Source organism: Roseisolibacter sp. H3M3-2 (assembly GCF_029211165.1).
Lineage (GTDB): Bacteria > Gemmatimonadota > Gemmatimonadetes > Gemmatimonadales > Gemmatimonadaceae > Roseisolibacter.
This window is the reverse complement of sequence record NZ_JARGEK010000001.1, coordinates 68,667-79,642: the sequence shown is the minus strand read 5'-3', so window position 1 is coordinate 79,642 and position 10,976 is coordinate 68,667. Positions and strand designations below refer to the sequence as shown.

Annotated in this window: 10 protein-coding genes; 5 read left to right on the top strand and 5 right to left on the bottom strand. The window is 73.9% G+C overall.

Annotated elements, in window-relative coordinates; translation table 11 throughout:
* Positions 1 to 146 precede the first annotated feature (146 nt).
* Entirely contained in the window at positions 147 to 1,118 is a 972-nt protein-coding gene (hemC, locus tag PYV61_RS00325) for a hydroxymethylbilane synthase (protein ID WP_275827095.1), read from the top strand.
* Positions 1,119 to 1,146: 28 nt separating this feature from the next.
* Here hemC and PYV61_RS00320 read toward each other — a convergent pair whose 3' ends face one another.
* Positions 1,147 to 1,563, bottom strand: a complete 417-nt coding sequence (locus PYV61_RS00320; protein ID WP_275827093.1) for a hypothetical protein — start codon at positions 1,561 to 1,563, stop codon at positions 1,147 to 1,149.
* A gap of 669 nt (positions 1,564 to 2,232) precedes the next feature.
* Positions 2,233 to 3,522, bottom strand: coding sequence for a GAF domain-containing sensor histidine kinase (locus PYV61_RS00315; protein ID WP_275827091.1), 1,290 nt, complete (start codon positions 3,520 to 3,522; stop codon positions 2,233 to 2,235).
* A 101-nt stretch (positions 3,523 to 3,623) separates the two neighbouring features.
* Here PYV61_RS00315 and PYV61_RS00310 point away from each other — a divergent pair, with 101 nt between their 5' ends.
* A complete protein-coding gene (locus PYV61_RS00310; RefSeq protein ID WP_275827089.1) occupies positions 3,624 to 4,637 on the top strand; it encodes an aldolase/citrate lyase family protein in 1,014 nt (337 codons plus the stop codon).
* Between the two features lie 484 nt (positions 4,638 to 5,121).
* Positions 5,122 to 5,829 (top strand): GNAT family N-acetyltransferase, encoded by a 708-nt coding sequence (locus PYV61_RS00305; RefSeq protein WP_275827087.1) that lies wholly within the window; start codon positions 5,122 to 5,124, stop codon positions 5,827 to 5,829.
* A 143-nt stretch (positions 5,830 to 5,972) separates the two neighbouring features.
* On the opposite strand, the gene PYV61_RS00300 is transcribed toward PYV61_RS00305, so the two are convergent.
* Entirely contained in the window at positions 5,973 to 6,764 is a 792-nt protein-coding gene (locus tag PYV61_RS00300; protein ID WP_275827085.1) for a PEP-CTERM sorting domain-containing protein, read from the bottom strand.
* Positions 6,765 to 7,146: 382 nt separating this feature from the next.
* Entirely contained in the window at positions 7,147 to 7,818 is a 672-nt protein-coding gene (locus PYV61_RS00295; RefSeq protein ID WP_275827083.1) for a hypothetical protein, read from the bottom strand.
* A 571-nt stretch (positions 7,819 to 8,389) separates the two neighbouring features.
* Between PYV61_RS00295 and PYV61_RS00290 the strand changes: the two genes are divergently transcribed.
* The gene (locus PYV61_RS00290; RefSeq protein ID WP_275827081.1) at positions 8,390 to 8,692 is read left to right on the top strand and encodes a HEAT repeat domain-containing protein; all 303 of its coding nucleotides are present in this window, start codon (positions 8,390 to 8,392) and stop codon (positions 8,690 to 8,692) included.
* A gap of 104 nt (positions 8,693 to 8,796) precedes the next feature.
* Here the strand turns inward: PYV61_RS00290 and PYV61_RS00285 are convergent, their stop codons facing one another.
* Positions 8,797 to 9,183 (bottom strand): hypothetical protein, encoded by a 387-nt coding sequence (locus tag PYV61_RS00285; RefSeq protein ID WP_275827079.1) that lies wholly within the window; start codon positions 9,181 to 9,183, stop codon positions 8,797 to 8,799.
* 358 nt (positions 9,184 to 9,541) lie between these two features.
* Here PYV61_RS00285 and nhaA point away from each other — a divergent pair, with 358 nt between their 5' ends.
* Entirely contained in the window at positions 9,542 to 10,891 is a 1,350-nt protein-coding gene (nhaA, locus tag PYV61_RS00280) for a Na+/H+ antiporter NhaA (protein ID WP_275827077.1), read from the top strand.
* The last annotated feature ends 85 nt before the right edge of the window (positions 10,892 to 10,976 follow it).

Sequence of the window (10,976 nt, the reverse complement as noted above, 5' to 3'; positions counted from 1 at the left end):
GCCGCGTCGGCCGGCGCCGCCGGACGGCGCGTCGGCGCCGCCCTCGCGGCGGCGCTGCGCGCGCTCGACGCGCTCGCGCACGCGCTGCTCGGCGCCGCGCGAGACCTCGGGTGGTGGGACGCCTTCCTCGCGTGGAGAGCCGTGCCGTGACGCATCCGTCGCCCGCCCCCCTGCGCATCGGCACCCGCCGCAGCGCGCTCGCGCTCCGTCAGTCCGAGATGGTGCGCGACGCCCTCGCCGCGCTCGGCGCGGCGAGCGTCCTCGTCACCTTCGACACCGTCGGCGACCTGCGGCTCGACCGCGCGCTCTCCGCGCTGGGGGAGAAGGGGGCGTTCACCGCGGAGCTGGAGTCCGCGCTGCGCGCGGGCGAGGTGGACCTCTGCGTCCACTCCCTCAAGGATCTCCCGACCGTGCTCCCCGCCGACATCGGCGCGCTGGCGACGCCGCCGCGCGAGGACCCGCGGGACGTGTTGATCGTCCGGGCGGGCGTCGCGGCCGCCTCGCTGGCCGAGCTGCCGCCGGGCGCCCGCGTCGGCACGTGTAGCCTCCGCCGGCGCGCCCAGCTCGGGGCGCTGCGCCCCGACCTCGACGTGCGCGACCTGCGCGGCAACGTGCAGACGCGCCTGCGCCGGCTCGACGAGGGGGAGCACGACGCGATCCTGCTGGCGGCGGCCGGGCTGCGCCGGCTCGGCCTCCACGAACGCATCACCGCCGCGCTCGACGCGCCGTGGTGGCTCCCCGCGCCGGGCCAGGGCGCGATCGCGGTGCAGGCCCGCGCCGGCGACCCGCGCACCGGCGCGCTCCTCGCCGCGCTGCATCACGCACCGACCGCGTCGGCCGTACGCGCCGAGCGCGCGCTGCTCAACGCGCTGGACGGCGGGTGCCAGGTCCCGATCGGCGCGCTGGCGGCGCAGGACGGCGACGCACACGTCCTGCACGGGCTGGTGGCGTCGCTCGACGGGTCGCGCCTGCTGCGCGGCGCGGTCCCGATGGATCCACGCGACCCCGAGGCCGGAGGGCGGACGCTGGCGGCGCTGCTGCGCGCCGAGGGCGCCGACGCCATTCTGCGTCAGGTGCGCGCCGACCGGACGCCGGCGCTGGTCGGCGCCGAGGGCTGACGACGCCGGGCGGCGCGCCCCCCGCCGGTCAGTTCCGCGCGGCGAGCGCCGCGCACCCCTCCCGCACCAGCAGCCCGCCCACCGACTCGGCCGGGTGGCGGCCCCACGCCGGCGCCTGCTCGTCGGCCGAGTGGTCGCGGACCACGTCGCCGTTGGCGGCGAAGGCCGTCGTCGACCACGTGCGGCTCGCCGCCGTCCGGCAGTCGAGCTCCATCACGTCGATCGCGTAGCGCACGCCGCCGTCCCAGGCCGCCGGGCTGGCCGCCCGGTCGCGGAAGGTCCACCGCACCTGCACCGTGTACGGCCCCGTCCCCTGCACCGTGGACCGCGCGAGGTCGACCGCGACCTCGTCGTAACTCAGCAGCGGGCGCCAGCCCTCGTCGGGCGGGGGGGCGGCGGCGAGCGCCAGCAGCGCGGCGAGCGAGGCGACGGCGGGAGCGAGCACGGGGACGGGGCGCGAGAGAGGCGGACCGCGGGTGCCACCGCCTCGGGCAAGTCGGGGGCCCGGCCGGGGCCGCCGTGCCGCGGCGCGGCCCCGCGCGCAACTCGCGACCGGAGCGTGCGTTGTGGACGCCGCTCGACACCCGCCCTCGACCGCGCGAGGCCGCTGTCGCGCGAACGCGACGAACGGCGCCAACAGAACGTGGTACGCGCGCGACACCGCGGCCGGCGTCGCACGGCCTCGACACGTGACGAGCCCCCGGATCGACGGATCGATCCGGGGGCTCGCACACCGCTGGCGTCTCGTGGTCGGCTGGGTTCGAACCCGCTCGGTGCGGTGTCGAAGGCGCGGTCTCGTCGGCGGCGCTCGCGCGCGCGCTCGGCAGTTCGTGCGTCCTCGGCCCGTGCGTTGCGGCCCCACCACCTGACTTCCCGATGCCGTGCGGAATCCGGCCCCGGGTCCCGACTCGCGTCGGGCGCCGGCTGCGTCCAGCGACCTCGCAGCCGCCCCGCCGAGTTCGAACGCTCGACGGGATGCTCGCCGCCGGCGTCCCGCCGACGAGCCGAGGAAGGACGCAGCGTCCGCGTCGTCCGCCCTCGACGCCAGGATGCGACGTGGCCGGCGGCGTCGCAATCCGGAACGTTCGCCGAAGCCGGCAGCCCCGGGCGTTGCCTAGTCGGCGCGCGGCAGCGAGATGGCGAACGTCGAGCCCTCGCCGAGCGTGCTGCGGACGGTCAGGTCGCCGCCCATGCCGCGCGCGAGCGCACGACTGATGGCGAGTCCGAGCCCCGAGCCGCGCGGGCGGTGCTCGCCGGTGTCGCGCACCTGCACGAACGGCTCGAAGATCGCCTCGCGCTGGTCCTCGGGGATGCCGATCCCGGTGTCGTGCACCTCGAGCCGCACCACGCCCTCGGCGTCGGTGCAGGTGACCGAGACGGTCCCGCCCCGGTCGGTGAACTTCCCCGCGTTCGCGAGGACGTTGACCAGGATCTGCCGCAGGCGCCCCGGATCGGTGCGGACGCGGAGCTCGGGGGCGATCGCCGGGCGCTCGATCTCGATGCCGCCGGCGAGCATCTGCGGCTCGGTGAGCTCGAGGGCGTCGCGGAGCACCGACTGGAGCGCGACCGCGTGCAGGTCGTACTGCATCCGCCCGGCGGCGATCCGCTTCAGGTCCAGGAGCTGGTCGATCAGGTACAGCAGGTGGTCGTCGCTGCGCTTGATGCGGCCGAGGGCCTGGAGCTGCCGCTCGGTGACCGGGCCGCAGAGCCCCATCGCCAGCATCTGCGCGTTGGAGGCGATCCCCGCCAGCGGGGAGCGCAGCTCGTGGCTCACGAGGGCGAGGAAGTCGTCCTTCGCGCGGCTGGCCTCGTTCGCCGCGGCGCGGGCGCGCTCCGCCTCGCGCAGCGCGGCGCGCAGCTCGATCTCGGTCGCCACGGCGGCGGCCAGGTCGCCGAGCGTCTGCAGCTCCTCGGGCGCCCAGCTGCGCGGCGTGTGGTCGAGGACGCAGATGGTCCCCAGCACCACGCCGTCGCTCGTGGCGAGCGGGATCCCGAGGTAGGAGACGATCCCGAGGTCGGTGACCGCGCCGTTGTCGCGGACGAGGGGGTGCGCGTGGGCGTCGGCGACGACCAGCGGGGCGCCCCGCTCGACCGCGTGGCGGCAGAACGAGTGCGAGAGGGGGGTCTCGCGCGACTCGGCGACCGGGTCGGGGAGCCCGACCTGGCTCTTGAAGAACTGGCGGTCGGCGTCGACCAGCGAGACCAGCGCCACCGGCGCGCGCAGCAGGCGGGCGGCCAGCCGCGTAAACCGGTCGAACGCCTCCTCGGCGGGACTGTCGAGCAGCGCCGTCCGGCGCAGCGCGTCGAGTCGGGCCGGATCCTCCAGCAGTGTGACCCGCGGGGCATCGGCGGGCGACTCGGGGACGACCGGCTCGGCGGCTGGCTGGACGGGGGGAGGCGACATCGCCTGCAAGGTGGCCCGAAGACCGGGGCGTGGCCAGAGGCCTCGCCGAGCGGCCGTCCGCGCCACATGTTCCGCCGACTTCTCACCACGAGGTACCCTGCGTGCGCGCTCCGATCCTGCTCGCCCTCGCCACCGCCACCGCCCAGGGCGCGTTCGCCCAGGCGCCGCGTCACCTGAACCCCATGATCGACCTGCACGCGGCCGGGAAGCCGGTGCTGGGACTGTACGCGCCGGCGAACCCGCGCCCCCGCCCGCCGCAGGCGGCCGCCGCCGGGGCCGCCCCGGTGCAGCCCGCGGCGTCGACCCCGATGCCCGCCCAGAAGTCGCAGGCCGAGCTGGCGGCCGACGCGCTCGCCTACACGAAGGCCGACTTCATCTTCGACGGCAGCATGGAGCACGACTTCGACCGGGGGTACGCCGGGTTCGTGCAGTTCATGCAGGCGATCGCGAGCTCGGGCGCGGTGACCAAGGGGTCGCTCGCCCAGCTGCACCACCCGCTCGCGGTGAAGATGGCCAAGGTCGGGTCCGACGCCGCGCTGGCGCGCACCCGCATCGGGAAGCAGCTCGACCAGGGCGTCAGCACGATCGTCCTGGTGGACGTCGAGGACCCGGCGGAGATCACCACCGCGATCTCGGCGATGCGCTTCGCCGCGAAGGGCGGGACGCGCGCCGAGTCGGTGGGCGGCGCGCCGGCCGTGTGGGGGATGGACGACAAGACGTACCGCGCGAAGGCCGACGTCTGGCCGCTCAACCCGCAGGGGGAGCTGACCGCGTGGGCGATCGTGGAGAGCAAGGAGGGGCTGGCGCGGGTCCGCGAGATCGCGAAGACGCCGGGCGTGGCGGTGCTGTTCCCGGGCGCCGGCACGCTGCGGGGCGTGTTCAGCACGGTCGACCCGGCGACGCAGCAGCGGAAGTTCGACACCGAGGCGTGGGAGAACGCGATCCAGCAGGTGCTGGCCGCCTGCAAGGAGGCCAAGGTCCCGTGCGGCTATCCCGCGAACGACCCGGCCACGGTCGAGCAGCGGATGAAGCAGGGGTTCAGCGTCTTCATCGCCGGCTGGGGCGAGCCCGGCTTCAAGGCCGTCGAGTACGGCCGGCAGGCGTCGGGGCGCTGACCCGCGACGCCCGTCGACGCGCCGAGCGCGCGTCGTGAGCACACGAAGCCCGGCGGACCCGACGGTCCGCCGGGCTTCTTCGCGTCGTGGCGGGTCGTGGCCGGGGGCGTGACGGTCGGCCCCGCCGGGGGCTCCTCTCGTGACGCTTTCTTCACGAGTTCTCCCCAGGCAATGGGTCGATCGGCGATAACGTCACGCCGGGACGCAAGGACTATCACGAATTGTGATCCACGTCGCGTGGCGACCGCAATTGCACACTGGCGTCCGGTGACCGGGCAGGCGTGAATGCGTCCCGGAGATGTCGTGGACAACGTGGGGCGCGACCGAAGCTTGGTCCCGCCAGACGCCACGACACGTCCTGCCCATACACGACGCCGGCGTGTGGACACCGCCCGGCAGAGGTAGCACCCCCGTGCGAGCCCAGTCTCGCACGGCCGCCGCCCGTGCACGTCACCAGGTTGTCCACCTGAAACGACCCAGGGCAATGCCAGGCCTCCGACTCAGCCGCTCCACCGCCGCCTTCGAGATCGATCAGCGCGCCGACGGCACGCACGAGCTGCGCGTCCCGCACGAGCGGGGATCCATCGTGGTCCGCCCCACGGCCCCCGGGGAGTCGCTGCTCCCGGTCTACCGGCTGAACTACGACATCTTCGTGAACGAGCGCGGCATGGTCGCCGCGGAGGCGCTGCCGGCCGAGATGCAGCGGACGCAGGCGAAGTGGGACCGCTGGGACGAGCAGCCGACGACGCACCACTTCGTCGCCGAGCACGAGGGGCGCGTCATCGGCCACATGCGGGTGATCGACGACTCCGCCGCCGGGCTCCCCACCGAGGCGTTCGGCTTCGACCTGGGCGAGCACCGGGAGGCCCAGCCGCTGCGGGAGATCAGCAAGCTGATGATCGCCAAGGGCTATCGCGGGGGCGGGATCATGGCGGCCTTCTACTGGCACGTGTTCCAGACCTGCCACGTGCAGGACGGGATCCCCGCGGTCTACCTGTCGTGCGAGCGCGCGCTGGCCGCGCTGTACGGGCGGATCGGCGCGGTGGAGCTGGGCCAGTTCGTCCACCGCGAGACGCGGTCGATGTTCGCCGCGATGCGCGTCGCCTTCTGCGGTGACTACGAGCGGCAGTTCGAGCTGGGCGCCCGTGCGCTGCGCGCCGGTGCCCGCGCGGCGATCCCGAGCGCGGCCTGACCGCCTCCCCTCCCCCGCGTCGCGCTCCCTGCTGGCTGCTCGCCGGGATCTACCCGGATGCGAGAAGGGCACCCGGGGGATCCCCGGGTGCCCTTCCCTCCTAGAGTCGGACGCGGACGCTAGGTCGCGCTACCAAGTCGCGCTCAGGCGCGGCGACGGCGGGCGAAGCCCGCGAGGCCGAGCAGGCCCGTCCCCATCAGCACGTAGGTGCTGGGCTCCGGGATGACCGCGGCGTCGATGCGGCCGTCGGCGATGAAGTCGTAGTTCCCGACGTTCTCGTTCGGGAGGTTCGTCACCGCGTCGATGGCACCCGTGCGGATGTTGTTCGGCAGCAGGAAGGCCGTGTACAGCTCGCCGCCCGTGAAGAACAGGCTGCCCGACACCGAGCCCTGCCCGAGCGTCGGGTCGAAGACCGACGTGAGCGAGGTGATGTTGGCCGTCAGGAACGGCGTGCCGTTCCGGAAGGTGTTGCGGTTGGCGAAGTTGTTGTCGGTCGGGCCGGCCGCGTCCGTCTCACGCCAGATCTCGAGGATGCCCGAGCTGTACGTGGTCACGACGCGCGTGTCGCCGGCGCCGCTGAACGGGTCAGTGACCGTCCCGGGGCCCGCCATGAAGTAGAACGTGTAGTTGGCGGCCTGCTCCGTGAAGCCCTGCCCGGCACGGAAGACCGGCGAGGCCGGGTAACCGGGGCCGAGCGGGCCCGGGTTGTAGAACGCGCCGCCCGTGATGTAGCCGACGCCGCTGATGTTCTGCGTGGCGTTCGGCGCGCCGAGCCCGTCATCCCCGTCCTGCGGGATCCCGTTCGGGCCGTCCGTCGTGAACAGGCCGGAGAGCGTGATCTCGCCCGCCGTCGTGCTGATGACCTGTGCAGCCGCGATGCCGGGCAAGCCGGCCAGCAGCCCGGCCGCGAGCACGGCCTTACGCATGGTGTTCATTCCGCGTCTCCTCCCCTGGGGGTTTCGGAGGCGAGCCTGCCTCCGGTGAACTCACGTCATTTCGCCCGTGCGAACCTGACGTGACCTTGCAGAACCGTCAAGTGCGAATCGTCCGGACCTGCCGGGACGTCCGATTCGCCTGGACGTGCGGTGCTACGTGTACCACCCTGCGCGGCACACGCGGCGTCGCCCGTCCGACTCGACGGGTCGTCCGCGCCGCTTCCCCGAGGGGACGCGACTCGCCGCGCTCTGCAGCACAACGCGTACCGCGTATGGGGAGGTGTTTCCCCCGCGCAACACATCCGACGACGGCCCGCCGAGCGCGCGCTCGACGGGCCGTCGTGAGGTGGGAGCAAGTGTCCGGCCGCGCGGCCGGGGGCGCTCACATGGCGGGCACCTGCAGCGTCAGCTGCGCGCCGCGCTCGACGCGCAGCGGCTCGGTCGCGAGCTGCAGGCGGCCGTCGGGCCGGAGGAAGAGGCGCATGCTCTCGCCGCCCCGCGTCAGCGCCGTCGGCAGGGCGAGCGTGGCCCGCCCGCCGGCCGGGATGCGCCCCAGCCGCACCGCCTGCGTACCGCGCTCGCCGTAGACCGTCACCGCGCGGTCGCGCGGGTTCTCGACCGTCACCGTCGCCTCGCCGGCCGTCGCGAGGCGCACCGCGCCCGCGTACTCGCGCTCCCGCCCGGCGTCGAGCTCGGAGGCGGGGATCGTCAGCTCGAGGCGCGCCGGCGCGCCGACGGCCAGCGGCTCGGTGACCAGGTCGGCGGCGTCGCCCGCGACGTGCGCGAGCAGCCGGAGCGCGGGGCGCGCGCCGGTCTCCGCGGCCGAGAGGCGCAGCGCGAAGGTCGCGGTCGCGCCGGGGCCGACGACGCCGATGCGGCGATCGAAGCGGCCGTAGGTCTGGTAGACGACCGCCGGATGCCGGCGCTCGTTGCGCACGGTGACGGTGTTGACGGCGTCGGTGGTGCGCGCCGCCGGCAGGTTGTGTGGCGTCTGCGCGGCGGCCGCGGTGGCGAGTGCGGCGACGGCGAGCGTGGCCAGGGCGAGGGTCTTCATCGCGTCCTCCGGATGGGCGGGATCGGTCGCCCGCCGGCGAGCGCCCGCGAGCGCGCCCGGTCGACGGGCACGGACGCACGATGGCCGCTCCGTGCGCGGTCGACAGTCGGGGCGGACCCGCACCGCGTGTGGGCGCGACGCCGACAACCGGGGACGCCACGAACGAAAGGCGGGCACGTCGCCGAAGCGAGGTGCCCGCCAGTCTGGATGCCGTGTGCGTCGTACGTCGATCGGGACGGCGGGATTTGAACCCGCGACCCCCTGAACCCCATGCTCCGGGCCGCCAGCGCAAACCGTTGCTGCGCAGTGAGTTGAGCACCTTCTTAGCGGATACGTTGCGCGGATTAAGGGGGTCGCCAGCGCAAAACGCGCAGAATCCGGTACACAACGTCGCCGCCCACGTCGCCACGCTCGTGGAGAGAATATCCTGCCCCGCCCCCGGCGCCGCCGGTGCCCGGCTCCCGCAACGGGTGCGACGCCTTTCAGACCTGCTGCCCTTGGAACGTCACGTTCGCCAAGGAGCTGCCGGGGGCTCGCGGTTGGCGCCCTCGCGAGGCGCCCGCGGGCGAGGATGCCCGCGGGCGAGGATGCCCGCACGCTCGCGCGCGAGGTCCTCGCGATGGATGTCGAGGGCTACCGCGCCGCGTTCCGCTGCTCGGCGAAGAAGCGCGCCACGCTGCGGGCCATAAAGCGCAACGCGGCCGTGGTGCTCGGGAACGTCGGCACCCCGGACAACGTCGACGACCTCACGCGCGCGCTGGAGGGCCCGGAGCCGGTCGTGCGCGAGCACGCCGCGTGGGCACTCGCGCGGATCGGGGCGCGACCAGCCGCCGACGCCGTCACCGGGTCGGCGCCGGCGCGGGCGCCGCGTTAGGCGCGCGGCAGCGTCAGAGTGAAGGTAGAGCCAACGCCCGGCGTGCTCTCGACCGTCCGCCGCAGCAAGGCAGTGATCCCGCGAAGCAGGCCCGTGCGACCGCCTCAGGCCGATGGCTTCCTAGGTCCCTCGCGAGCCGACTGCACAACGTCAGCGACGTCGGCATGCTCATCTCGGGGATGGACAGCGCTGGTGGCTGGCTGCTGCAGCCCCAACGGGCGCGAGTCGTAGTCGTGAGCGGGCGGCTTCAGATCGCCCACGGCCGGCGCCCCCGTTCCTCCCGGTGCCATGCGGCGCGATAGTCGGAGGAACACTGCTCCCCCGGCGAGGAGGCCAAGTGCGGCAATGAAAGTCAGCTTGTAGGCGGCCACGTTGAGCAGCGTTGGCGGCAACCGGGCAGGCTCGAAGCCGACGAGCAGGCCGACGCTGGCTGCTGCGCCGACGAGCAACCCGATCAGGAGAAGGAGACGGCCGATGTGCGCGGTGCGCATGGGGACTCAGAGGTAGACGATGCGAACCCTACGCGTAGCCCGGCGCCGTGTGTCGAGCTGCACGTCGATCCGCGACAGCTGACGCACTGCCGCCCATTAGGGCCGGGCACCTCTCTCGCACCGGCAGTAGCCGATCAGTACGACCGCGCACTCTGCTGCTGAGGTGAGTGCCACCTTCCACCCCCGCCCGGCGTAGATGGTGCGCCGAGCGGGCGACCTCGATCTCCGCATCACCAGCACCGCTGATCATGACCGACGTGTACTACCCAGCCCATGCCGCGCACGCGACTTCACGGGCCGCTCCCCACACCCCGTCACCGTTCAGTTCGCGGGTGCTCGTGTGAGCGCGCTCCCGGTCATGAGCACTGAGGAATCTCTCCCGCTCATCGAGCGCCTGCTCGGACCGTTCCAGCGCTTCTTCTCGACCAGCGCGGCCGGGGGGCTCGTGCTGCTCGCGGCGACCGCGATCGCGCTCGTGTGGGCGAACTCTCCGTGGGCCGACGCGTACCACCACCTGTGGGAGACGCCGGTGACCGTCGGCGCGCCCGGGTTCGGCCTGACGCTCTCGCTGCACCACTGGGTGAACGATGGCCTGATGGCCGTGTTCTTCTTCCTGGTGGGACTCGAGATCAAGCGCGAGGTGCTCGTCGGCGAGCTCGCGTCACGCCGAACTGCCGCCCTTCCCATCGCGGCCGCGCTGGGCGGGATGCTGGTGCCGGCGGCGCTCTACGCCGCCCTGAACGCCGGCGGGCCGGGGTCGGCCGGGTGGGGCGTGCCGATGGCGACCGACATCGCCTTCGCGCTCGGCATCCTCGCCCTGCTCGGCGACCGGGTGCCGAGCGGGCTCCGCGTGTTCCTCGCCGCGCTCGCGATCGCCGACGACCTGGGCGCGGTCCTCGTGATCGCGTTCTTCTACACGGGCGCGCTCGACTGGGGCGCGATGGCCGGCGCCGCGGCGGTGCTCGCCGTCCTCGTGGGGCTCAACCGCGCCGGCGCGCGACGCCCGCTGACCTACGCGCTGCTCGGCGTCGGGCTCTGGCTGTTCGTGCTCGCCTCCGGCATCCACGCCACCATCGCCGGCGTGCTGCTCGCGCTCACGGTGCCCGCCCGCACGCGCATCGACGAGGACGAGTTCCTCGCGCGCGCCGAGGCGAGCCTGGCCGACTTCCGCGCCGCCGACGAGCCGGGGACGACGGTGCTCACGAACCATGGGCACCAGGTCGCGCTGCAGGCGATCGAGAACGCCGCCGACGCCGCGCAGGCGCCGCTGCAGCGCATGGAGCACGCGCTGCACGGTGTCGTCGCCTTCGCGATCATGCCGATCTTCGCCCTCGCCAACGCGGGCGTCGCGCTGGGGAGCGGGGCCGCGGCGGCCGCCCGGAGCCCGATCGCCTGGGGCGTGGTACTCGGCCTCGCGCTCGGCAAGCCGCTGGGGATCACACTGGCGAGCTGGCTGGCGGTGCGCGCCGGCGCGGCCGACCTCCCGACCGGCGTGGCGTGGCGCCACGTGCACGGCGCCGGCTGGCTCGGCGGGATCGGCTTCACGATGTCGCTCTTCGTCGCCGGGCTGGCGTTCGCAGATCCCGTCGTGCTCGACATCGCGAAGCTCGGCGTCTTCGCCGCCTCAATCATTGCCGGCGCGGTTGGTTACACCCTGCTGCTCCGTGCACGAGCAAGCCCAAGGTCAGCGGCGAACCCCATAGGCTGACAGGCCGGGGCAACGTGGCGTACGATCCCGCATCGCACCGTCTCCGAGGCACAGCCCCCTGCGTGACCCACACGACTCCGGCTTC

What these genes read in the sequence shown, in the direction of transcription:
- PYV61_RS00300 (WP_275827085.1), bottom strand. Translation starts at nt 6,764, where the DNA reads ATGAACACCATGCGTAAGGCCGTGCTCGCGGCCGGGCTGCTGGCCGGC.
- PYV61_RS00295 (WP_275827083.1), bottom strand. Translation starts at nt 7,818, where the DNA reads ATGAAGACCCTCGCCCTGGCCACGCTCGCCGTCGCCGCACTCGCCACC.
- PYV61_RS00315 (WP_275827091.1), bottom strand. Translation starts at nt 3,522, where the DNA reads ATGTCGCCTCCCCCCGTCCAGCCAGCCGCCGAGCCGGTCGTCCCCGAG.
- PYV61_RS00290 (WP_275827081.1), top strand. Translation starts at nt 8,390, where the DNA reads ATGCCCGCGGGCGAGGATGCCCGCACGCTCGCGCGCGAGGTCCTCGCG.
- PYV61_RS00285 (WP_275827079.1), bottom strand. Translation starts at nt 9,183, where the DNA reads ATGCGCACCGCGCACATCGGCCGTCTCCTTCTCCTGATCGGGTTGCTC.
- PYV61_RS00305 (WP_275827087.1), top strand. Translation starts at nt 5,122, where the DNA reads ATGCCAGGCCTCCGACTCAGCCGCTCCACCGCCGCCTTCGAGATCGAT.
- nhaA (WP_275827077.1), top strand. Translation starts at nt 9,542, where the DNA reads ATGAGCACTGAGGAATCTCTCCCGCTCATCGAGCGCCTGCTCGGACCG.